20 protein-coding genes are annotated in these 22,497 nt (G+C 71.7%); 13 read left to right on the forward strand and 7 right to left on the reverse strand.

Annotation, left to right across the window (positions count from 1 at the left end; genetic code table 11):
* Positions 1-7 precede the first annotated feature (7 nt).
* Positions 8-1,495, forward strand: coding sequence for a tryptophan halogenase family protein (locus OG2516_RS03785; RefSeq protein WP_007254293.1), 1,488 nt, complete (start codon positions 8-10; stop codon positions 1,493-1,495).
* Here OG2516_RS03785 and OG2516_RS03790 read toward each other — a convergent pair.
* Together OG2516_RS03790 and mepK are read right to left on the reverse strand one after the other, a co-directional pair.
* Positions 1,492-2,055 carry a toxin-activating lysine-acyltransferase gene (locus OG2516_RS03790; RefSeq protein WP_007254294.1) on the reverse strand — a complete coding sequence of 188 codons (564 nt, stop codon included), beginning with the start codon at positions 2,053-2,055 and terminating at the stop codon, positions 1,492-1,494. The genes OG2516_RS03785 and OG2516_RS03790 overlap by 4 nt on opposite strands.
* Positions 2,056-2,409: 354 nt before the next feature.
* Positions 2,410-2,976, reverse strand: a complete 567-nt coding sequence (mepK, locus tag OG2516_RS03795; protein ID WP_040614958.1) for a peptidoglycan L,D-endopeptidase MepK — start codon at positions 2,974-2,976, stop codon at positions 2,410-2,412.
* 332 nt (positions 2,977-3,308) lie between these two features.
* Between mepK and OG2516_RS03800 the strand changes: the two genes are divergently transcribed.
* The 4 genes from OG2516_RS03800 to OG2516_RS03815 are packed head-to-tail and all read left to right on the forward strand — an operon-like array spanning position 3,309 to position 7,599.
* Positions 3,309-4,961, forward strand: coding sequence for a L,D-transpeptidase family protein (locus tag OG2516_RS03800; protein ID WP_007254296.1), 1,653 nt, complete (start codon positions 3,309-3,311; stop codon positions 4,959-4,961).
* Positions 4,962-4,986: 25 nt separating this feature from the next.
* On the forward strand, positions 4,987-6,093 hold the full coding sequence (locus tag OG2516_RS03805; protein ID WP_007254297.1) for a UDP-3-O-(3-hydroxymyristoyl)glucosamine N-acyltransferase: 1,107 nt from the start codon (positions 4,987-4,989) through the stop codon (positions 6,091-6,093).
* Between the two features lie 28 nt (positions 6,094-6,121).
* A complete protein-coding gene (locus tag OG2516_RS03810; protein ID WP_007254298.1) occupies positions 6,122-6,385 on the forward strand; it encodes an acyl carrier protein in 264 nt (87 codons plus the stop codon).
* A 5-nt stretch (positions 6,386-6,390) separates the two neighbouring features.
* On the forward strand, positions 6,391-7,599 hold the full coding sequence (locus OG2516_RS03815; RefSeq protein WP_040615444.1) for a beta-ketoacyl-[acyl-carrier-protein] synthase family protein: 1,209 nt from the start codon (positions 6,391-6,393) through the stop codon (positions 7,597-7,599).
* Positions 7,600-7,692: 93 nt separating this feature from the next.
* Here the strand turns inward: OG2516_RS03815 and OG2516_RS03820 are convergent, their stop codons facing one another.
* Positions 7,693-8,331, reverse strand: a complete 639-nt coding sequence (locus OG2516_RS03820) for an invasion associated locus B family protein (RefSeq protein WP_007254300.1) — start codon at positions 8,329-8,331, stop codon at positions 7,693-7,695.
* Between the two features lie 503 nt (positions 8,332-8,834).
* On the opposite strand from OG2516_RS03820, the gene OG2516_RS03825 reads away from it, so the two are divergent.
* Positions 8,835-10,370 (forward strand): helicase HerA-like domain-containing protein, encoded by a 1,536-nt coding sequence (locus OG2516_RS03825; RefSeq protein WP_007254301.1) that lies wholly within the window; start codon positions 8,835-8,837, stop codon positions 10,368-10,370.
* Positions 10,371-10,401: 31 nt separating this feature from the next.
* Here OG2516_RS03825 and OG2516_RS03830 read toward each other — a convergent pair whose 3' ends face one another.
* From OG2516_RS03830 to cobA, 3 genes are read right to left on the reverse strand one after another with little or no spacing between them, the layout of a single operon-like run.
* Positions 10,402-11,631, reverse strand: a complete 1,230-nt coding sequence (locus tag OG2516_RS03830) for an MFS transporter (protein WP_007254302.1) — start codon at positions 11,629-11,631, stop codon at positions 10,402-10,404.
* A 10-nt stretch (positions 11,632-11,641) separates the two neighbouring features.
* On the reverse strand, positions 11,642-12,907 hold the full coding sequence (locus OG2516_RS03835) for a cobyrinic acid a,c-diamide synthase CobB (RefSeq protein ID WP_007254303.1): 1,266 nt from the start codon (positions 12,905-12,907) through the stop codon (positions 11,642-11,644).
* A complete protein-coding gene (gene cobA / locus OG2516_RS03840; protein ID WP_007254304.1) occupies positions 12,904-13,755 on the reverse strand; it encodes a uroporphyrinogen-III C-methyltransferase in 852 nt (283 codons plus the stop codon). The genes OG2516_RS03835 and cobA overlap by 4 nt, the downstream gene beginning before the upstream one ends.
* A gap of 111 nt (positions 13,756-13,866) precedes the next feature.
* Between cobA and OG2516_RS03845 the strand changes: the two genes are divergently transcribed.
* From OG2516_RS03845 to OG2516_RS03860, 4 genes are read left to right on the forward strand one after another with little or no spacing between them, the layout of a single operon-like run.
* Positions 13,867-14,913 carry a cobalt-precorrin-5B (C(1))-methyltransferase gene (locus OG2516_RS03845; protein WP_007254305.1) on the forward strand — a complete coding sequence of 349 codons (1,047 nt, stop codon included), beginning with the start codon at positions 13,867-13,869 and terminating at the stop codon, positions 14,911-14,913.
* Positions 14,910-15,641 carry a cobalt-precorrin-6A reductase gene (locus OG2516_RS03850; RefSeq protein WP_007254306.1) on the forward strand — a complete coding sequence of 244 codons (732 nt, stop codon included), beginning with the start codon at positions 14,910-14,912 and terminating at the stop codon, positions 15,639-15,641. The genes OG2516_RS03845 and OG2516_RS03850 overlap by 4 nt, the downstream gene beginning before the upstream one ends.
* Entirely contained in the window at positions 15,638-16,270 is a 633-nt protein-coding gene (locus OG2516_RS03855; protein ID WP_007254307.1) for a DNA-3-methyladenine glycosylase family protein, read from the forward strand. Before OG2516_RS03850 ends, OG2516_RS03855 begins: the two co-directional genes overlap by 4 nt.
* Positions 16,264-16,935 (forward strand): alpha/beta hydrolase, encoded by a 672-nt coding sequence (locus OG2516_RS03860; RefSeq protein WP_040614959.1) that lies wholly within the window; start codon positions 16,264-16,266, stop codon positions 16,933-16,935. Before OG2516_RS03855 ends, OG2516_RS03860 begins: the two co-directional genes overlap by 7 nt.
* A gap of 67 nt (positions 16,936-17,002) precedes the next feature.
* On the opposite strand, the gene OG2516_RS03865 is transcribed toward OG2516_RS03860, so the two are convergent.
* The gene (locus OG2516_RS03865; RefSeq protein WP_007254309.1) at positions 17,003-18,379 is read right to left on the reverse strand and encodes a M20/M25/M40 family metallo-hydrolase; all 1,377 of its coding nucleotides are present in this window, start codon (positions 18,377-18,379) and stop codon (positions 17,003-17,005) included.
* A gap of 209 nt (positions 18,380-18,588) precedes the next feature.
* On the opposite strand from OG2516_RS03865, the gene hemA reads away from it, so the two are divergent.
* From hemA to ispG, 3 genes are all read left to right on the forward strand, one after another.
* Complete coding sequence (hemA, locus tag OG2516_RS03870) at positions 18,589-19,815, forward strand: 5-aminolevulinate synthase (RefSeq protein ID WP_040615446.1); 1,227 nt, start codon at positions 18,589-18,591, stop codon at positions 19,813-19,815.
* Positions 19,816-19,928: 113 nt separating this feature from the next.
* Positions 19,929-21,284, forward strand: coding sequence for a helix-turn-helix domain-containing protein (locus tag OG2516_RS03875; RefSeq protein WP_040614960.1), 1,356 nt, complete (start codon positions 19,929-19,931; stop codon positions 21,282-21,284).
* Between the two features lie 85 nt (positions 21,285-21,369).
* The coding region (gene ispG / locus OG2516_RS03880) for a flavodoxin-dependent (E)-4-hydroxy-3-methylbut-2-enyl-diphosphate synthase (RefSeq protein ID WP_007254312.1) at positions 21,370-22,497 on the forward strand (1,128 nt) is incomplete at its 3' end.

Below are 22,497 nucleotides of genomic sequence, written 5' to 3' on the forward strand. Positions count from 1 at the left end.
CGCGCCCATGCGCGTCGTCATCCTCGGCGGCGGCACGGCGGGCTGGATGGCGGCGGCGGCGCTGTCGCGCTACTTCGGCGACCGCCTGAGCGTGACTCTGGTGGAGAGCGACGCGATCGGCACCGTCGGCGTCGGCGAGGCGACGATCCCGCAGCTGCGGCTGTTTCACGAGGGGCTCGGCATCGACGAGGCCGATTTCCTGCGCGCCACCGGCGGCACGATCAAGCTGGGGATCGAGTTCATCGGCTGGCAGCGCGAGGGCACGCGCTATTTCCACGGCTTCGGCGATGTCGGGCGCAAGATCGCGCTGGCGCCGTTTCACCAGTACTGGCTGCGCTACAACGCCGAGGGCGGGGAGCTGCCGCTCGAGGCGTTCAGCGTCAACGCCGAGGCCGCGCGGCGCGGGCTCTACGGCGTGCGGCCGGGCGCGGCGGCGGCACGGCTGCCGGCTTCAGCCTACCATTTCGACGCCACCCGCTACGCCGCCTTCCTGCGCCGCTTCGCCGAGGCCCACGGCGTGGTGCGCCGCGAGGGGCGGGTGCGCGCGCCGGAGCTGACGGCGTCGGGCGACATCGCGGCGCTGGTGCTCGAGAGCGGCGCGCGCCTCTCGGGCGACCTGTTCCTCGATTGCAGCGGCTTTCGCGCCCTCCTGATCGAGGAGGCGCTGGGAGCGGGCTGGGAGGACTGGTCGCACTGGCTGCCCTGCGACCGGGCACTGGCGGTGGCCTCGGCCGGCGACGGCAGGCTCGACCCCTTCACCCGCGCCAGCGCGCGGGCGGCGGGCTGGCAGTGGCGGATCCCGCTCCAGCACCGGACGGGCAACGGCCACGTCTATGCCAGCGCCTTCACCACCGACGACGCCGCTCACGACGCGCTGATGACGACGCTGCCCGGCGAGGCGCAGGGGGAGTCGCGCCCGCTGCGCTTCACCACCGGGCGGCGGCGCGCCTTCTGGCGGCGCAACTGCATCGCGCTGGGGCTGGCGAGCGGCTTCCTGGAGCCGCTCGAATCGACGTCGATCTACCTGGTGCAGTCCGGTATCGCGCGGCTGCTGGCGCTGTTTCCCCCGCCGGGCGGCGACGCCACGGCGCTGCGGGCGCAGTACAACCGGCAGATGGCGTTCGACTTCGCCCTGACCCGCGACTTCCTGATCCTGCACTACCACCTGACCGAGCGGCCCGGCGCGCTCTGGGAGCATTGCCGCACCATGGCGCTGCCCGACAGCCTGGCCGAGAAGATCGCGTTGTTCGCCGAGCGGGGCGAGATCGTGCGGTTCAACGGCGAGCTGTTCGACGTGCCGAGCTGGCTGCAGGTGATGTGGGGGCAGGGGCTGCGCCCGGCGCGGCATCACCCGCTCGTCGACGCCGCGCGCCCCGCCGATCTCGCGCGCTACATCGACGACACCGCGCGCGACGTGGCCGCCCGGCTCGCGCCGCTCGACAGCCACGCAGCCTTCATCGCCCGCCGCGCCGCCGCCCCCGCGCCGGCGCTCTAGCCGCCGGCCGGGGCGGGCGCCGCTTCGTCGGTCCTGCGCGCGCCCATCTTCTGCAGCGTCTCGGTGTCGATCAGCCGGGTCATCAGCGGATGCAGCCGCAGGTCGCCCTCCTTCACCACCTTGCGGAAGTTGGCGACGACCGTGGCGATGGTCGCGCGGTCGGAGGCGATGACGTCGAACAGCCAGTTGATGTCGCCGCTGTTCCACTCGTCGGGCTTGAGCCGCACCGGGAAGACGCCGTTGGCGATCTGCTCGCGGATGCGGCCGTCGACCTCCTCCGAGACGCTCGCCCAGATCGCGAAGCCGCTCATGTCGGCGGCCGGGTCGTCCTGGGGCTGGTCGCGGTAGGCGATGGCGATGCGGTCCTTCAGCATCGGGTCGAGCACCAGGTGCTGCAGGTCGCCGAGCATCTGGCTGCGGTAGCGCGGCACCATCATCATCGCCATGACGATCTTACCGAAATTCTCGCGCAGGGTGGAGCGCAGGGAGGCGATCTTGCCGGCGATCTCTGGGTCCATCTGCGCGGGCGGCTGGGTGCCGTTGGTCTGGGTGTCGCTCATCGGTGCAATGTCTCTCTTGAAATACGTCGTGAGGCCAGTTGCGCATGCGGGCGGCGCACCGGTCAAGGCGCAGAAAATCGGCGCGGTAACGATGATGAGACTGCTGACCCGGCGGAAAGTGTGGTAGGATCGGAGGCAGCGCATGGTTTGCCAGGCGCTGAAGTCAAGGAAGCCGGCCTGACGGCGCGCAGATTATTGCCGGAATATTGGAACCGGCAGCGGCCGCGGGGGTTTCCACGTCACGAACGGCGAACTCTCGGCGGATCAGTCACCGCCAGTCGAGCAGAAGAGAGGGTCGGTCACGCGAAAAAGGCGCCCGATGGGCGCCCAGTTCGAGATGGATCGGCGGGGTCTTTAGCTTCCCCAGCTGCGCACCGCGCCGCAATCCATGTGAACGAAGTTGGAGCCGGAGTAGCGGCCGACGCCACCGGCGCGGCAGGCTGCGGCGGCTTGCGCCATCTGGCTGACCGAGCGCGACGACAGTCGCAGGTCGGCCGCCTGGCCCTGCAGATGGAGGGAGTTCTTCGCGACGCCCGACGAATTGCTGCGCAGCATCGCGTTGGTCTGCGGCGAACGGTAGCCGGAGATCAGGGTGTACGGCTCGGACACATCCATGAGGTTGTGCGCGGCCGTCGCGATATCGATGGTGCGGGTGTCGATCGGGGCGACCTGGCCGTTGCGCCAGTCGCGCATGAAGTGGTTCACCTCCTGCAGCGCGTCGGCGATGTACTGGCCGTCGATCCAGTAGATCATGTCGATCTGCTCGCCGGTGCGGCCGTTGTACATGCGCAGGCGGCGGACGTCGCCGGAGCCGCGCAGGAAGCCAGCGGCTGCCGAGTAGGTGGGTGCTGCGGAGATTGCGGTCGCTGCGAACGCGCGCAGCAGGCCACGCCGAGTTAAGCTCGCGGTTTTGTCAGTCATGTGGTGCGCCTGTCCCGTCGCTTACCTGTTTGCCCACGTTTGCCGCAGGCGTTTCTGCCATCTCATCCCCAGATGCACAGCCTCTATGCCACACCCGACCACGATTCTGAACCCGGTCTTACACCGCGGTTCCTTAAGATCGACTGAATCGGCGGGAATTTGCGCAGCAACAACCAGACCCGCCGATTGTGGCCCCGGAGCAACCCCTCCCGAGAGATCGCGCTTTTTGCGGACCCGCTCAAATGGTGCGGCGTTGGGATCCTCAATATGTTCAACAAAAGCCGGCCCTCGCGGGGGCGGTGTTCCTGCTGCCTATCCCGGAGTTTCCGTAGATGAAGTCGCCGTCCGTAATCCGCACCCTCTCCGCCGCCCTCGCCGCGACGATCCTGACCGCCGCCGCCGTGCCCGAGGCCCGCGCGCAGGCGACGGGGCTGCAGGCCAGCGGCACCCAGATGATCGGCGCCGAGACGATCCGGCTCACGGCGTTCCGCCAGGCCGTCGCCGAGCGCGCCGCGCGCGACGAGACCCTCGCCGCCTTTTACCGCGCGCGCGACTTCGAAGGCATCTGGTCGGGCGAGGAGGCGGCGGAGCGCCGCAGCGCCTTCGTCACCGCGCTGGCGATGGCGCCGGCGCACGGGCTGCCCGCGTCGCGCTACGATCCCGACGTGGTGCGCGCGCTGCTGACCAATGCCCGCACGCCCCGTGAGCAGGGCCAGGCCGAAGTCGAGCTCAGCCGCTACTTCCTCGCCTTCGCGCGCGACCTGCAATCGGGCGTGCTCGACCCCGGCGAAGTGATCCCGCTCATCAAGCGCGAAGTTCTCTACATGGACCCGCTCGAGGTGCTGAAGGGCTTCGCAGACGGCAATCCGATGGGCTACCTGCGCGCCCTCGCGCCGACCTCGCCCGAGTACCAGCGCCTGCTGCGCGCCCGCATGGAGATGCAGCGGCAGCTCAACGCCGGCGGCTACGGCCCCACCGTCTCCGCCAGTCTCGAGCGCGGCGCCACCGGCGAGCAGGTCGTCGCACTGCGTGACAGGCTGACCGCGATGGGCTTCCTCGCGCCGAGCGTGTCGATGGAATTCGACGCCGCCCTCGAGGCCGCCGTGCGCCGCTTCCAGGTCTCGGTCGGCCTCACCGCCGACGGCGTCGTCGGCGGCGCCACGCTCGACGCGATCAACGTGCCCCTCGAAGAGCGGCTCAGGATGGTGCTCGTGGCGATGGAGCGCGAGCGCTGGATGAACAACCTCGAGCGCGGCCAGCGGCACATCTGGGTCAATCTCGTCGACTACACCGCCGCCGTCGTCGACGAGGGCCACGTCACCTTCCGCACCAAGTCCGTCATCGGTGCGGGCGACGCCGACCGCCAGACGCCCGAGTTCTCCGACGTCATGGACCACATGGTCATCAACCCGAGCTGGTACGTGCCGCGCTCGATCACGGTCAACGAGTACCTCCCGTCGCTGCGCCGCAACCGCAACGCCGTCAGCCACCTGCAGGTGATCGACCGCAACGGCCGCGTCGTGAACCGGAATTCGGTGAACTTCTCCCAGTACAACGCGCGCACCTTCCCCTACTCGATGCGCCAGCCGCCGGGCAGCAGCAACGCGCTCGGGCAGGTCAAGTTCATGTTCCCCAACCGCTACAACATCTACCTGCACGACACGCCCTCGCAGCACCTGTTCAGCGAGACCGTGCGCACCTTCAGCCACGGCTGCATCCGCCTCGACGATCCCTACGAGTTCGCCCACGCGCTGCTCGCGGCGCAGGAGGACGATCCGGTCGGCTTCTTCCAGACCCGCCTCGACAGCGGCAACGAGACCCGGGTGAACCTCGAGACGCCGGTGCCGGTGCACCTCGTCTACCGCACCGCCTTCACCACCGCCGACGGCGTGGTGAACTTCCGGCCCGACGCCTATGGACGCGACGGCCGGATCTGGGACGCGCTGGCGGCGGCAGGGGTGGCCGTGGGCGCGGCGGGGTTGTAATGCGGGGCTCGAAAGGGGCCCGCTTATGACGCACACCATCGAAGACATCGCGACGGCGCTCGGAGCGGAGGCTCTGGGCGCCGTCTCCCTGACCGTCACCGGCGCGGCCGAGCCCGCGTCGGCGGGGCCGGACGAACTGGCGCTCGCGATGACGCCCGCCTACGCCGATGCGATCAAGGCGGGCCGCGCCCGCGCCGCGATGGTCTGGCCGGGGGCGGACTGGCAGGCGCTGGGGCTCGAGGCGGCGATCGTCGCGCCCCGGGCGCGGCTGGCGATGGCGCGGCTGACGCAGATGCTCGACCCGGGCTACGCCGGCGACGAGCGCATCCATCCCTCCGCCGTCATTTCGCCCAACGCCGAGATCGGCCCCGGCGCGATGATCGGCCCGCTCTGCGTCGTCGGCGAGGGCGCGATCATCGGCGCGCGCACCCAGCTGCTGGCCCACGTCACCGTCGCCCCCGGCGCGGTGATCGGCGAAGACGGCCTGCTCCACGCGGGCGCCCGCGTCGGGCGGCGGGTGCGCATCGGCGACCGCGTCACCGTGCAGCCCAACGCGGTGATCGGCGGCGACGGCTTCTCCTTTGTCACCCGCGAGACCGCCAACGTCGAGCGCGCCCGCGCCAGCCTGGGCGACAACCGCCTCGAACCGCCCGCCGACCCGGACGACGCCGTCTGGCACCGCATCCACTCGCTGGGCGGCGTCGAGATCGGCGACGACGTGGAGATCGGCTCCAACACCTCCATCGATGCCGGCACCATCCGCCCGACCCGGATCGGCAACCGCAGCAAGGTCGACAACCTCGTGCAGGTGGCTCACAACGATGTGATCGGCGAGGATTGCCTGATCTGCGGTCATGTCGGCATCGCCGGCTCCGTCACCATCGGCGACCGCGTCGTGCTCGGCGGCGCGACGGGGGTTACGGACAACATCACCATCGGCGATGACGTCGTCACGGGCGGCGGCACGGTGCTGCTGTCGTCGGTCCCGGCGGGGCGGGTGATGCTCGGCTACCCGGCCGTCCCGATGGCGCGCCACCTCGAGAGCTACAAGGCCCTGCGCCGCCTGCCGCGCATCCTGCGCGACCTCGCCGCGTCCAAGAAAGCGGTTCCAAATGACCGCCCGAGTGACTAGATCAACGCCCATGACAGAGGCGGAACCGATGCAAGTGCGCGACAAGGTCGTCGAGATCATCGCCGAGCAGGCGCTGATGGAGCCGGGCGACGTGCGGATGGACATGACGCTGGCCGATCTCGGCATCGACAGCCTCGGGCTGGTGGAGAGCATCTTCGCCATCGAGGAAGCCTTCGACATCTCCGTCCCCTTCAACGCCAACGACCCGGCCGACAGCGAATTCGACATCTCGTCGGTGCGCACGATGGTCGCGGCGGTGGAGAAGCTCGTCCGCGAACAGACCGACGCATGAGCGGCTTGAAGCGGGTTGTCATCACCGGCGCGGGGACGATCAATGCGCTCGCCCACGACGTGCCCGGCACGTTCGAGGCGATGCGCGAGGGGCGCTGCGGCATCGGCCCGCTCGACTTCCGCGACGTCGACCGGCTCGCCATCCGCATCGGCGGGCAGGTGCGCGGCTACGACGAGCACGCCCACTTCAACCGCCAGCAGATCGCCCTCTACGACCGCTTCACCCAATACACCCTGCTCGCCGCGCGCGAGGCGATCGGCCAGTCCGGCCTGAGCTTCGCCGGCGAGCTCGCGGCACGCTCGGGCGTGGTGCTCGGCACCGCCGGGGGCGGGGTGACGACGTGGGACGAGAATTACCGCTCGGTCTACGAGGAGGGGAAGAACCGCGTCCACCCGTTCGTCGTGCCCAAGCTGATGAACAACGCCGCCACCAGCCACGTCTCGATGGAGTGGAACCTCAAGGGCCCGTCCTTCACCGTCGCCACCGCCTGTTCGAGCTCCAACCATGCGATGGGCCAGGCGTTCTGGCTGATCCGCTCGGGGGCCTGCACCGCGATGGTCACGGGCGGGTCGGAATCGATGATGTGCTTCGGCGGCGTGAAGGCGTGGGAGGGGCTGCGGGTGATGTCCAAGGACGCCTGCCGGCCCTTCAGCCTGCGCCGCAACGGGATGGTGCAGGGCGAGGGCGCGGGGATCTTCGTCTTTGAGGAATACGAGCACGCCCGCGCGCGCGGCGCCGAGATCCTCGCCGAGGTGATCGGCTTCGCGATGACCTCCGACGCCGCCGACATCGTCATGCCCTCCAAGCAGGGCGCCGCGCGCGCCATCCTCGGCGCGGTGACGGACGCGCGGATCGACAAGGAGACGGTCGGCTACATCAACGCCCACGGCACCGGCACCGCCGCCAACGACAAGACCGAGTGCGCCGCCGTGTCCGACGCCTTCGGGGCCCATGCCGACACGCTGATGATCTCCTCGACCAAGTCGATGCACGGCCACCTGATCGGCGGCACCGGCGCCGTCGAGCTGCTCGCCTGCATCATGGCGGTGCGCGACGGGGTGATCGCGCCGACGATCGGCTACGAGGAGCCCGACCCGGAATGCGCCCTCGACGTGGTGCCCAACGAGGCGCGCGAGGCCAAGGTCGAGGTGGCGCTCTCCAACGCCTTCGCCTTCGGCGGCCTCAACGCCGTCCTCGCCCTGCGCGCCGCCTGAACGACGAGACGCCGCCCCAACCGGAGCGGCGCCTCTTCATCTGGCCCTAAATATGCAAATGCCGACGGCGCCGACCGCGCCGCCGCCCCCGCCTTACTCGGTGGCCTCGTAGCCTGCGGTGAAGCCCGACAGCGACACGTCGAGCGTCACCGTCTGGTCGGGCGCGGCGGCGGGCACCATGGTCAGCGTCGCGGCGGCGCCGCGCTTGAACTGGGTGACCTGCGCGTTGGTCAGGCCGACCTGCGCCACGCAGCCGGCGCGGTTGCAGAAGCGGAACGGGTAGCGGCGGGCCTCGCCGCCGTCGACGCGCAGCACCAGCGCCTCGGTCAGCAGCGTCTCGAGCGGCGCGACGATGGTCGCCCCGGCCACCACCTCGCCGCCGTCGGGCAGCGGCACGACGCTGAACTCGGCGACCGCGTTGCCGTCGCCGTCGAGCAGCAGCTGGTAGAGCTCGCACGGATCGGCCTGCCCCTCGGGCGCGCGGATGCAGCGCATCGCCCAGTCGCCGAATTCCTCGCGGATGTAGGGCTGGCCGACCTCGTCGCCCGCGGCGGCGGTGGTGTCGTCGACCGGCTCGCCGAGATCGAGGTCCGGTACGGGCGCGGTCTCGGGCGCGTCGGGGGCGGGGGCCTCCGTGGCCTCGGCGGGGGCGTCGGGGCTCTCCTGCGCGGCCAGCGGCGCGGCGGCGGCCAGCATCAGGGATAGGGTGAGGGTGGTGAATCTGCTCAGCATGGGTCCGTCCATATTGGTCTGGCCGTGTTGATCTCGGCGGTCTCTAGCATGGGCGTGGTAGGCTGTCAGGCAGAAAACCGGCCTCCTCGCGGCGCTGCGAGGAGGACATGGAAGATGTTGTTCCACCAAAAGAAAAGGGCCCCCTCGGACCCTTCTCCTGTTCTCCCTGCCGGACTTGGCCGACTTATGAGGCGGACGCTACGAAACAGCGGACCATCCGTCAACAGGGAATAAATCGCCCCGCCGACGCCGCGTCACCGGCCGTGCTCGCGGGGGCGGCGGGTCATGGCCGCGGGCTGGGGCGGATCCCGCCGGCCACGCCAGCGACGGCACGGAAAAAAGCCGCGCCCGAAGGCGCGGCAAGTCTGACAGGGAGGAAGTCAGTCCGGCCTTTCGACGAGCCGGACGGCATCCTTATGGCACAGGGGTCTTAATTTAGTATTGTCGCCCGGGCGGGCGCGGTCGCGCCGGATCGGGTGCAGCAACGAGGGCAGGGCAGCGGAATGGACGAGGGCCTCTTCATCGGCGGAGCGGGCGCGGGCTACGGCACGCCGCAGCACCTGCTCTTCGAGTACGCCAACCGCCACGGCCTGATCGCCGGCGCGACGGGCACCGGCAAGACGGTGACGCTGCAGATCCTCGCCGAGGGCTTCTCCGCCGCCGGCGTCCCAGTGTTCCTGTCGGACGTGAAGGGCGACCTGTCCGGCCTCGCCAAGGCCGGCTCGGATCTGCACAAGCTCCACGGCGCCTTCACCGAGCGCGCCTCCACCATCGGGCTCGACCTCGCCTACGCCGCGATGCCCGTCACCTTCTGGGACCTGTTCGGCCGCCAGGGCCACCCGGTCCGCACCACCGTCGCCGAGATGGGGCCGTTGCTGCTGTCGCGCCTGCTCGATCTCAGCGACGCGCAGGAGGGGGTGATGAACGTCGCCTTCCGCGCCGCGGACGACCAGGGCCTGCCGCTTCTCGACCTCGAGGACCTGCAGGCGCTGCTCCTCTGGGTCGGTCAGAACGCCGACGACCTGTCGCTGCGCTACGGCAACGTCGCCGCCGCGTCCGTCGGCGCGATCCAGCGCGCGCTGCTGGTGCTCGAGAACCAGGGCGGCGCGGCGCTGTTCGGCGAGCCGGCGCTCGACCTCGCCGACATGATGACGCGCGCCCCCGACGGGCGCGGGCAGATCAACATCCTCGCCGCCGACGAGCTGATGGCCTCGCCCCGGCTCTACGCGACGTTCCTGGTGTGGCTGCTGTCGGAGCTGTTCGAGGAGCTCCCAGAGGTCGGCAACCCCGACAGGCCGAAGCTCGTGTTCTTCTTCGACGAGGCGCACCTGCTGTTCGACGACGCGCCCAAGGCGCTGGTGGACAAGGTCGAGCAGGTCGCCCGGCTGATCCGCTCCAAGGGGGTGGGCGTCTACTTCGTGACCCAGAATCCCGCCGACGTGCCCGAAGACGTGCTCGGCCAGCTCGGCAACCGCGTCCAGCACGCCCTGCGCGCCTTCACCGCGAAGGACCGCCGCGCGCTGAAGCAGGCGGCCGAGACCTACCGCGACAACCCCGCCTTCGACACCGCGCAGGCGATCTCCGAGGTCGGCACCGGCGAGGCGGTGACGTCGCTGCTCGAGCGCAAGGGCGTGCCCGGCGTGGCGCAGCGCACCCTGATCCGCCCGCCCTCGTCGCAGCTCGGCCCGATCACTCCGGCCGAACGGGCGGCGCTGCTCAAGGCATCGCTGCTCGGCGAGAAGTACGGCCAGCGCCTCGACCGCGAGAGCGCCGCCGAGATGCTCGCCGCCCGCGCCGACGCCGCCGCCCGCGAGGCCGAGGCGGCCGAGACCGCGCCCGAGCCGGTGCCGGAGGAGCGCGAATTCTCCCACGCCCGCCGTTGGGACGGCGGCGGCGGCCGCGGCGGCCGCGCGCGCCGCATCGAGCGCGACGAGTCCATCGGCGGGGCCCTGAGGGGCGCGCTGGTCAAGGAGCTCAGGGGCACCACCGGCCGCCGCATCGTCCGCGGCGTCTTCGGCACTTTGTTCAAGGGCCGCTAGCAGGCCCACCTCTCACCCGTCCAGCCCGGCCTCAGGCCTGCACAGCCCCCCGGCGGCGAGTCATGGCGAGCCACACCAGCGCGCCGAAGGCGACCAGCAGGAACGGGCCCATCGCGAGGTTGACGGCGATCCAGCCCTCGCGCGGGGTGCCGCCCGAGCAGTTGAGCAGCCCGCCCGAGGCGACCGAGGCGAGGGTGACGAGGCCGAAGACGGCGAAGTCGTTCATGCCCTGCACCACGCCCTTCTCGGACGGCCTGTGCGCGGCGGTCAGCATCGTGGTCGCGCCGATGAAGCCGAAGTTCCACCCGAGGCCCAGCAGCACCAGCGTGACGAAGAAATGCCCCAGCGTGATCCCCGACAGGCCCACCGCGCCGGCGGCGGCGAGGATCACGAGGCCGGTCGCGACGATGCGCAGCGCGCCGAAGCGGGCGATCAGGTGGCCGGTGAAGAACGACGGCAGGTACATCGCGACGACGTGCGCCGAGACAATGTCGTTGGCATTGGCGGCGCTGAAGCCGCAGCCGACGACGGCGAGCGGCGTCGAGGTCATCACGAGGTTCATCAGCGCGAAGGCCACCATCGCGCAGATCATCGCCACCGCGATGCGCGGATCGCGCAGCAGCTCGCGGCGCGGGCGCGGCGGCGCGGCGTCGGCGGGCGCGGGCGCGTGGCGGGTGCCGCGGGGCAGGTCGAGGAACAGGAACAGCAGCGCGCCCGCGAGATTGAGCGCGATCACCGCGAGGTAGCTGCCCAGGAACGGCACCACCAGCGTGCCCTGCGTCAGCTTGTTGAGCTGCGGCCCGAGGATCGCCGCGAGCAGCCCGCCCGCCATCACGTAGGAGATCGCCTTGGGCCGGAACGCCTCGGAGGCGGTGTCGGCGGCGGCGAAGCGGAAGAAGCCCTGCGCCGACATGTAGATGCCCGTCAGGTAGCTCCCCGCAAGCAGCAGCGGGAACGAGCCGGCATAGAGCCCGCCCGCCGCCGTCGCCGCCCCCAGCGCGCCGCCGAGCGCGCCGAGCATGAAGCCGGCGCGGCGGCCGTTCTTCTGCATGAACGGCGACAGCCACGGCGCGGTGGTCATCGAGCCGAAGACGATCATCGAGATCGGCAGCGTCGCGAGGCACGGGTTGGGGCTGAGCATCGCGCCCGCGAGGCCGCCGATGACGAAGATCATCGGCATCTGCGCGCCGATGAGCGCCTGCGCGGCAACGAGGATCGCGATGTTGCGGCGGGCTCTGGCGTCGTCGGGCGTGGGATGCATGGCGGCCTCGTTACGCCCCGGCCCGCGCGGGGGCAAGATCGATCAGGTGCGCGAACGAGCCCGCCGCCGCGCCCTCAACGAGGCCCATCGGCGGCAGGCGGGTGCCCTCGGCGTCGGTGGCGTCGAAGAGCGGCGCACCCTCGGCCCTGAGCGTCGTCGCGTAGTGGAATTCGTGCGCCGCCCAGCACCCCGGAAACGGCCCGGCGCGGGCGGCGAGGCGGCGGTATCCCAGATGCAGGCGGCGCGCGGCGAAGGAGGTCTCGAGCCGAAGCAGCCCCGCCATCCGGTGCCGCGCGCCGTCGGCGTCGACCAGCCCCTCGCCCATCACCATGAAGCCGCCGCACTCGCCGTAGACGGCGCGGCCCCGCAGGCTGGCGAGGAAGCGGCCGTTGGCGGCGAGGCGGCCGGCATGGAGCTCGGGGTAGCCGCCGGGCAGCAGCACGAGGTCGGCGGCGGGGGCGGGCTCGTCGGCGAGGGGCGAGAACGGGCGCAGCTCGGCCCCCGCGGCGCGCCAGTCGGCGAGCAGGTGCGGGTAGGCGAAGGCGAAGGCGGCGTCGGCGGCGAGCGCGATGCTCTGGGCGGGCGGCGGCACCCGCGGCGCGGCCGCGGGCGGCAGGGCGGGACCGTCGGCGAGGGCGCGCAGGGCGTCGAGGTCGAGCGCGGCCTCGGCGAGATCGGCGGCGCGCTCGAGAAACGCCTCGAGGTCCGCCCGCTCGCCCGCCTGCACCAGCCCGAGGTGGCGCGAGGGGTGGACGAGGTCCGTCTCGCGCCGCACCGCCCCGAGCACCGGCACCTCGTCCAGCGCGGCGCGCAGCAACCGCTCGTGGCGCGGCGAGCCGGTGCGGTTGAGGATCACCCCCGCGATGCGCACCGCCGGGTCGTGCGCGGCGAAGCCTGCCACCAGCGGCGCGACCGACTGCGCCATCCGCGCGGCGTCCACCACCAGCACCACCGGCAGCCCCAGCGTGCGCGCGAGGTCCGCCGTCGCGCCGCGCCCGTCGGCGGCGGCGTCGAACAGGCCCATCGCGCCCTCGACGATCAGCGGACCCTCCCCGGCGGCCAGCGCGGCGAGGCGGGCCGGGCTCATCGCCCAGGCGTCGAGATTGACGCAGGCCCGCCCGCAGGCCGCCTCGTGGAAGCGCGGATCGATGTAGTCCGGCCCCGATTTCGCCGCCCGCACCGGCACCCCCGCCCGCGCGAGCGCGCGCAGCAGGCCCAGCGTCACCGTGGTCTTGCCGCTCCCCGAGGCGGGGGCGGCGATGATCAGCCCGCTCACGCGCTCTCGGCGGGCCGGCCGCGCTTGAGCGGATCGAGGTCGCGGGCCGGCGCGCCGGTCGCCATCGCCTGCCAGTCGAGCACCTGGCGCATCAGCACCGAGCGGCCGACGCAGATAATCGCCGGCGGCTCGAGCCCGCTGGCGGCGAGGTCGGCCTCGAGCCCGCCCAGCGTCGTCTCGAGCACCTTCTGGCCCGGCGTCGTCGCCTCGGTCACCACCGCGACCGGCTCGCCCGCCGGGCGGCCCGCGTCGAGCAGGGCGCCGGCGATCCGGGCGATGTGCTTGATCCCCATGTAGATCACGATCACCTGGCTCCCGCGCGAGATCGCGGCCCAGTCGAGCGAGGAGGGCGCCTCGCCGGACTGGTCGTGGCCGGTGACGAAGGTGACGGACTGGTTGACGTCGCGGTGGGTGACGGGGATGCCCGCATAGGCCAGCCCGCCGATCCCCGCCGAGATGCCCGGGACGATGCGGATCGGCACGCCGTGCTGCACCAGCGTCTGCCCCTCCTCGCCGCCGCGCCCGAACACGAACGGATCGCCCCCCTTGAGCCGCAGCACCCGCTTGCCGGCGCGGGCCAGCTCGACGAGGCGCAGCGAGATGTCGCGCTGCAGCGCCGAGGGCTTGCCGCCGCGCTTGCCGGCATAGAGGTGCTCCGCCCCCGGCGCCCAGTCGAGGATCGCCTGGTCGACGAGCGCGTCGTAGACCACCACGTCGGCCTGGCGCAGCGCGTTGAGCGCGTGCAGCGTCAGCAGGCCCGGATCGCCCGGCCCGGCACCGCACAGCCACACCCAGCCGGGCTCGAAGACCGGCCAGTCGAGGGCGGGCAGGGGAGTCTCGCTATCCATGGCCTCGTTATGCAGCGCCCGCGCGGCGCGCGAAAGGGGCGGGTGCGACAGGGCGACCGGCCCGAGCGACACAGATTGGCGGCGCGGCGCGGGGCGGCTAAGGTCCGCCCGATGAGCCGCAAGCCCCAGGGAGAGCTGCGCCGTGGCTGGACCACGGGCGCCTGTGCCACGGCCGCCACCCGGGCCGCGCTGACGCGGCTCTGGGGCGGCACGTGGCCCGACGCCGTCACGATCACCCTGCCGCGCGGCGAGACGCCGACCTTCGCCGTGGCGTGGCGCGACGAGGGGCCGGGCTGGGCGGCGGCGGGCATCGTCAAGGACGCGGGCGACGACCCCGACGTCACCCACGGCGCCGAGATCCGCGTTCGGGTCGCCGCCTCGGCGGGAGGCGTGGTGTTCCGCGCCGGCGAGGGCGTCGGCATCGTGACGAAGCCCGGCCTGCCGATCCCGCCGGGCGAGGCCGCGATCAACCCGGTGCCGCGCGCGATGATGGACGAGGTCGTCGCCGCCCTCGCCGCCGAGCGCGGCCGGGCGCCCGATGTCGAGATCACCGTCTCCGTCCCCGGCGGCGCGGCGCTGGCGGAGAAGACATGGAACCCGCGCCTCGGCATCGAGGGCGGGCTGTCGATCCTCGGCACCACGGGAATCGTGCGGCCGTTCTCCTGCGCCGCGTGGATCGCGTCGATCCACCGGGGCATCGACGTCGCGCGCGCCGCCGGGCTGGCCCACGTCGCCGGCTGCACCGGCGCGACGAGCGAACGCACGGTGCAGGCGCTCCACGCGCTGCCGGTCCACGCGATGCTCGACATGGGCGACTTCGCCGGCGGCCTGATCAAGTACCTGCGCCGCCATCCCGTCGCCCGGCTGACCATCGGCGGCGGGCCGGGCAAGCTCGCCAAGCTGGCGCAGGGGGCGACCGACCTCCATTCCGGCCGCAGCCAGGCCGACCTCGCCGCGCTGGCCGAATGGGCGCGCGTGCCCGCGGTGGCCGACGCCAACACCGTCCTGGAGGCGCTGAGCCACGCGCCCCATCTCGCGCACGAGATTGCCAGGCGCGCGCAGGCGGCGGCGCAGGCGCTGGCGGGGCCGCAGATCGCGGTCGACGTGGTGGTCGTCGACCGGCAGGGCGGCATCCTCGAGCAGAGCGGCCCGCAATGACGCTGCTGCTGCTCGCCGGGACCGCCGAGGCCCGCACCTTCGCGCACCTGCTCGCCGGGGCGGGCATCCCGGCCATCGCTTCGCTGGCGGGGGCGACGCGCGCGCCGCTGGACCTCGGCCTGCCGACGCGGATCGGCGGGTTCGGCGGCGAGGCGGCGTTCCGCGACTACCTCGCCAGCCACGGCGTCACCGCACTCGTCGACGCCACCCATCCCTTCGCCGCCGCCATCACCGCCCGCACCGTCCGGGTCTGCGCCGAGCTCGCGCTCCCCTACCTGCGCCTGACCCGTCCGCCCTGGGCGGCGCAGCCGGGCGACGACTGGACCGAGATCGAGCGCGAGGAGGAGGCGCGCCACCACATCCCGCCCGGTGCCACTGTGTTCCTCGCCACCGGCCGCCAGACCCTGTCGCGCTTCGCCGGCCTCGCCGAGGGGCGGCGGCTGATCGTGCGCCGCATCGACGCCGCGCCGGGGCCGTTTCCCTTCGCCGACGGCGAATACCTCGTCGGCCGCCCGCCGTTTCCGGCCGAGGAGGAGGCGGCCCTGTTCGCGCGGCTCGGGGTCGACTGGCTGGTGGTGAAGAACGCCGGCGGCAAGGCGTCGGCGAGCAAGCTCGTCGCCGCGCGCGCGCTGGAGCTGCCGGTTCTGATGATCCGCCGCCCGCCCGAGCCCGCGGCCGCGCGCGTCACCTCCCCGGCACAGGCGCTGAGCTGGGCGCGGGCGCGATGAGCGGCGAGCGGCTGATCGAGGGCGAGGCGTGCCTCGCCGAGGGGCTGGCGTGGCTGTCGGCGCGCGAGCCGCGCTTCGCCGAGGCGGTGCGGCTCGGCGGGCCGATGCCGGTGCGCCGCCGCCCCGACGGGTTCGCCGAGCTGTTCTGCGCGATCGTCGGCCAGCAGGTCTCGCTCGCCTCGGCCCGCGCCATCTGGGCGCGCTGCGAGGCGGCGGGGCTGACGGGCGAGGACGCCGTCGCCGCCGCCAGCGACGAGCTGCTGCGCGACGTCGGCCTGACCCGCCCCAAGCAGCGCTACGCCCGCGCGCTCGCCGCCGCCCGGCTCGACTACCCGGCCCTGCGCACCGCCCCCACCGCCGATGTGCTGCGCACCCTGACGGCGGTGCCGGGGATCGGCCCGTGGACCGCCGAGATCTATGCGATGTTCTCGCTCGGCCGCGCCGACGTCTTCGCCCCCGGTGACATCGCCCTGCGCGAGGCCGCGCGGCTGCTCTTCGACCTCCCCGAGCGCCCGAGCGAGAAGGCGCTGCGGGCGATGTCGGAGGCATGGTCGCCCTGGCGCTCGGTTGCGGCCCGTGCGCTGTGGGTCTACTACCTCCACGTGAAGGGCAGGGAGGGCACATGGTAACCCGCGCACTGAAGGCGGAGCGACGCGAGCCGTTGTCGGGCGAGATGCGCTCGGCGGTGGTGTTCCTGCACGGCTACGGCGCCAACGGGGCCGACCTGATCGGCCTCGCCGACCCGCTCGCCGAGCACATGCCCGACACGCTGTTCCTCGCGCCCGACGCCCCCGAGATGTGCGCCGGCGCGCCGATGGGGCTGCAATGGTTCCCGATCCCGTGGATCGACAATTCCTCCGAGGAGGAGAGCCGCCAGGGCGCCTACCGCGCCGCCGCCGATCTCGACGCGTTCCTCGACGGGGTGATGGTCGACGAGGACCTGCTGCCCGAGCAGGTGATGGTCTTCGGCTTCTCCCAGGGCACGATGATGGCGCTGCACGTGCTGCCGCGCCGCGAGGACCCGGTTGCCGGCGTCTGCGCCTTCTCGGGCCGCCTGCTCGAGCCCGAGCTGCTGGCCGACGAGGTCGTCTCGCGCCCGCCGGTGCTGCTGGTGCACGGCGACCAGGACGACGTGGTGCCGGTCCAGTCCATGCCGCAGGCCGCCGAGGCGCTGCAGGCGGCGGGCTGGAGCGAGGTCTTCGCCCACGTGATGAAGGGCACCGCCCACGGCATCGCGCCCGACGGCCTGTCCGTCGCGCTCGCCTTCATGCGCGAACGGCTCGGCTACAGCTGACACCGGCCGCGATGACCGGCGGGGTGGTCGCGCTCACGCCTCGCGCGCGCGACCACCGCTCGCGTCGTCAGTCCTTCAGCGCGTCGATGATGCGCGCCCAGCTGCGGATGCCGCGGTGGAAGCTCGACAGGTGGTACTTCTCGTTGGGCGAGTGGATCAGGTCGTCGTCGCGGCCGAAGCCGATCAGCATCGAGTCGAGCCCGAGGATGGTCTTGAAATATCCCGCGATCGGGATCGAGCCGCCGGCGCCGGTGAAGGCGGCGGGCCGGGGCCATTCGTCGGAGAGCGCCTGCCGGGCCTTCTCGAAGGCCAGGTCGTCGGTGCTCATCACCGAGGCGGGCGAGGCGCCGTGGTCGTGCCACTCGGCCGAGCAGTCGGGCGGCAGCATCGCCTCGACCATGGCGCGGAAGCTCTTGCGGATCGCGTGCGGGTCCTGCTCGCCGACGAGGCGGAAGGAGATCTTGGCCGTCGCCTTCGAGGGCAGCACCGTCTTGAAGCCGTCGCCGGTGTAGCCGCCGCTGATGCCGTTGACCTCGCAGGTCGGGCGCGCCCAGATCATCTCGAGCGCCGAGCGCCCCTTCTCGCCCGCCGGCTCCGACAGGCCGACCGCGCCGAGGAAGCCGTCGGCGTCGAAGCCGAGCCCCGCCCACTGGGCGCGCAGCTCGTCGGAGATCTCCGGCACGCCGTCGTAGAAGCCGGGAACGGTGATGCGGCCGTCGTCGTCGTGCAGGCTCGCGATGATGCGCGACAGCACCCGGATCGGATTTCGCGCGGCGCCGCCGTAGCTGCCGGAATGCAGGTCCATGGCGGGGCCGGTGATCGTCAGCTCCTCGCCGAGCAGGCCGCGCAGCTGGGTGGTGACGGCCGGGGTCTCGGGGTCGAACAGGCCGGTGTCGCAGATCAGCGCGATGTCGGGGCGCGACAGTTCGTCGGCGTTCTCCTCGAGGAACGGCACCAGCGACGGCGAGCCGCTCTCCTCCTCGCCCTCGAAGAACATCGTCACCTTCACCGGCAGCTCGCCGTGCACCGCGATCCAGGCGCGGCAGGCCTCGACGAAGGTCATCAGCTGGCCCTTGTCGTCGGCCGCCCCGCGGCCGCGGATCACCTTGCCGTCGGCGGTCTCCTCGACGGCCGGATCGAACGGATCGCGGTGCCACAGCTCGAGCGGGTCGACGGGCTGGACGTCGTAGTGCCCGTAGAACAGCAGGTGCCGCGCCCCGTCGCCGCCCTTGCCGACGACCATCGGGTGGCCCGGCGTCGGGCGCGCCTCGGCGGCGAGGCCGAGGCTCTGGAGGTCGTTCACCAGCCAGTCGGCGGCGCGGGCGCAATCGTCGCGGTAGGCCGGATCGGTGGAGATCGACGGCACCCGGAGCAGCTCCTTCAGCCGCTCGAGCGAGGCGTCGAGATCGGCGTCGATTTGGGCGAGAACCTTGTCGAGCGACATGGGCTTCCTTTCTGCGTGGAGGATCGGCGGCGAGCCTAACAGGCGGCCTTGCGGTGTCCAGCGAGGCGCGGGGTAAGCATCCGCCCACGTCCCCCTGCAAGAATCGTCACTTCTCGGAGAGGTGCGACATGAGGACCATGGTCGGGCAATTGCCCGGAAGGGCGGCACGCGGTAAGCACTAGGACACAGCAAGACACGAGGTGATCCGGGTGACGGACTACGACGCACAGCTCGACGGTGCCCTGCAAAGGCTGCACGACGAAGGCCGCTACCGGACCTTCATCGACATCGAGCGGCGGCGCGGCCACTTCCCCCACGCGGTGCGCACCCGGCCCGACGGCAGCGAGCAGCGGATCACCGTCTGGTGCGGCAATGACTACCTCGGCATGGGCCAGCACCCCGACGTGCTCGCGGCGATGCACGAGGCCGTCGACAATGCCGGCGCCGGCTCGGGCGGGACGCGCAACATCTCGGGTACCACGATCTACCACAAGCAGCTCGAGGCCGAGCTCGCCGACCTGCACGGCAAGGAGGCGGCGCTGGTCTTCACCTCCGCCTACATCGCCAACGACGCGTCGCTGTCGACCCTGCCCAAGCTGTTTCCCGGCCTCATCATCTATTCCGACGCGCTCAACCACGCGTCGATGATCGAGGGCATCCGGCGCAACGGCGGCGCCAAGCGGATCTTCCGCCACAACGACGTCGCCCACCTGCGCGAGCTGCTCGAGGCCGACGATCCGGCCGCGCCCAAGCTGATCGCCTTCGAGTCGGTCTACTCGATGGACGGGGATTTCGGCCCGATCGCCGAGATCTGCGACCTCGCCGACGAGTTCGGCGCGCTGACCTACCTCGACGAGGTGCACGCGGTGGGCATGTACGGCCCGCGCGGCGGCGGCGTCGCCGAGCGCGACCGGCTCGGTCACCGAATCGACATCGTCAACGGCACGCTCGGCAAGGCGTTCGGGGTGATGGGCGGCTACATCGCCGCGTCGGCGCGGATGTGCGATGCGATCAGATCTTATGCACCCGGCTTCATTTTCACCACGTCGCTGCCACCGGCCATCGCAGCCGGTGCCGCGGCATCTGTCCGGCATCTCAAGGGCGACCAGGCCCTGCGCGAGGCGCACCAGACCGGCGCGAAGGTGCTGAAGACCCGGCTCAAGGGCCTCGGCCTGCCGATCATCGACCACGGCAGCCACATCGTTCCGCTGATCGTGGGCGACCCGGTCCACACCAAGAACATCTCGGACATGCTGTTGGAACAACACGGCATTTACGTCCAGCCGATCAACTTCCCGACGGTGCCCCGCGGCACCGAGCGGCTGCGTTTCACCCCCTCGCCGGTGCACGGGCCGGGGGAGGTCGACAAGCTGGTGACGGCGCTCGACCAGCTCTGGTCGCACTGCGCGTTAAACCGCCAGCAGCTCGCGGGCTGACTTGATCTGCGGGTGCAACCAATATGCCCCTATGTTAGTTGTCTGAGTAATCCCGGCTGGATCGAATCGTCGGTTGTGGATAAGTAGGGACAAGCAGGGCAGGCGGACATCCCATGATGAATCGCGGTATCAGACGCGATAGGCATGAGTCCCCGGAGAAGCCGAGCGGTTTCGACGGTTTCGAGATGCGTCTCGGGGACATGATGCGCGGCGAGCGGGCGACGCTCGGCAAGAGCCTGCTCGATGTCCAGCGCGAGCTGAAGATCAAGGCCGCCTACATCGCCGCCATCGAGAACGCCGACCCCTCCGCCTTCGAGACGCCGGGCTTCATCGCCGGCTACGTGCGCTCCTACGCGCGTTATCTCGGCATGGACCCGGAATGGGCCTTCGACACGTTCTGCCGCGAGAGCGGGTTCGAGACGATGCACGGCATGTCGTCCGCCGCCTCCACCGCCAAGGCGGTGCGCGAGGAGCGGATGAAGCCGAAGGGCGACGTCGACATGTTCGCCACCCCGCGCACGCCGTTCGTGCCCTCCGGCGAGGCGATGTTCTCGCGCATCGAGCCGGGCGCGGTGGGCTCCGTCGTGGTGCTGCTGGCGCTGATCGGCGGCCTCGGCTACGGCGGCTACAGCGTGCTGAACGAGGTGCAGAAGGTCCAGTTCGCCCCCGTCGAGCAGGCGCCGACGGTTATGGCCGATCTCGATCCGCTCGCCGGAGGCAACGCCCCGCGGAGCGGCGAGGGCGCGACCCTGGCCGCCGGTCTCGCCGCGCCCGCGAGCGGCGGCGCGGCCTATGATCGCCTCTACCGTCCGCAGGCGCTCGACGTGCCGGTTATGGTCGCCCGCGACGCGCCGATCTCGACGCTCAACCCGCACGCTTCCGGCGCGCTGACGGTCGATGTCGACACCAACGATCCCGGGGCACGGCCCTTCTACGCCGGTGCCGGCGCGGCGGGCTCGCCCGTCGAGAACACCGACGCCGTCGAGCAGGCCGTGGCCGAGGCGCTCGGCGCCGGTGCGGAGTCCGCCGGCCCGGGGATGCTCGAGGTGGCGGGCCAGTCGCCCGACGCGCTGATCGACGGCACCGTGCAGGTGACGGAAGACCCGCTTCCCGCCGTGCAGCTCGTCGCCGCGCGCGATGCGTGGGTGCGGGTGACGGGGCCGGACGGGTCGGTGCTCTTCGAGACGATCATGGAGCATGGCGACACCTACACCGTCCCGCAGACCGAGGAGCCGGCGACGCTGCGCATCGGCGAGAGCGGCGCGGTCTACTTCGCCGTCAACGGCAACCACTACGGCCCCGTCGGCCCGAACGGCGCGGTGACGAGCAACGTCGCCCTGTCGTCGGAGGCGCTTCTCGAGCGCTACCAGGTCGCCGACATCAACGCCGATTCCGACCTGTCGGAGATCGTCCGGGTGGCCGACGCGGGCGCCGCCGCCGCGCCGCTGGAGCAGCCGGCGGCCGAGTGACGCGCCCGGTTGCCCGGCCGCCGCGCGGGGCATAGGTTCCGCCCGAAGCCCGCATTCCCGGTCCAACGGCTCCGAAGGGATCCCCATGTCGCTCAATCACGTCCGCCCGTGGCGCAACATCTACCGTCGCAAGAGCCGCCAGATCATGGTCGGCTCCGTGCCTGTCGGGGGCGACGCGCCGATCTCCGTCCAGACGATGACGAACACGCTGACCACCGACGTCGCCGGCACCGTCGCCCAAGTCCAGGCCGCCGCCGAGGCCGGGGCCGACATCGTGCGCGTCTCGGTCCCCGACGAAGCGTCGGCGAAGGCGCTGAAGGAGATCGTGCGCGAAAGCCCGGTACCGATCGTCGCCGACATTCACTTCCACTACCGCCGCGGCATCGAGGCCGCCGAGGCCGGCGCCGCCTGCCTGCGGATCAACCCGGGCAACATCGGCGACGAGATCCGGGTGCGCGAGGTCATCGCCGCCGCCCGCGATCACGGCTGCTCGATGCGCATCGGCGTGAACGCCGGCTCGCTCGAGCGCCACCTGCTCGAGAAATACGGCGAGCCGTGCCCCGAGGCGATGGTGGAGAGCGGGCTCGAACACATCCGGATCCTGCAGGACAACGACTTTCACGAGTTCAAGATCTCCGTGAAGGCGTCCGACGTGTTCCTCGCCGCCGCCGCCTACCAGGGCATCGCCGACGCCACCGACGCGCCGATCCACCTCGGCATCACCGAGGCCGGCGGGCTGATGTCGGGCACGATCAAGAGCGCCATCGGCCTCGGCAACCTGCTCTGGATGGGGATCGGCGACACGATCCGCGTCTCGCTCTCGGCCGATCCGGTCGAGGAGGTGCGGGTGGGCTACGAGATCCTGAAGTCGCTCGGCCTGCGCCACCGCGGCGTCAACATCATCTCGTGCCCGTCCTGCGCGCGGCAGGGCTTCGACGTGATCAAGACGGTCGAGGCGCTCGAGGAGCGGCTGGCGCACATCAAGACGCCGATGAGCCTGAGCATCATCGGCTGCGTCGTGAACGGTCCCGGCGAGGCGCTGATGACGGATGTCGGCTTCACCGGCGGCGGGGCAGGGAACGGCATGGTCTACCTCGCCGGCAAGCAGAGCCACCGGATGAGCAACGACCAGATGGTCGACCACATCGTCGAGCAGGTCGAGAAGAAGGCCGCCGAACTCGAGGCAGTGGCCGCCGCCGAAGCGACCGCGGCG

The organism is Oceanicola granulosus HTCC2516 (genome assembly GCF_000153305.1).
GTDB classification, from domain to species: domain Bacteria; phylum Pseudomonadota; class Alphaproteobacteria; order Rhodobacterales; family Rhodobacteraceae; genus Oceanicola; species Oceanicola granulosus.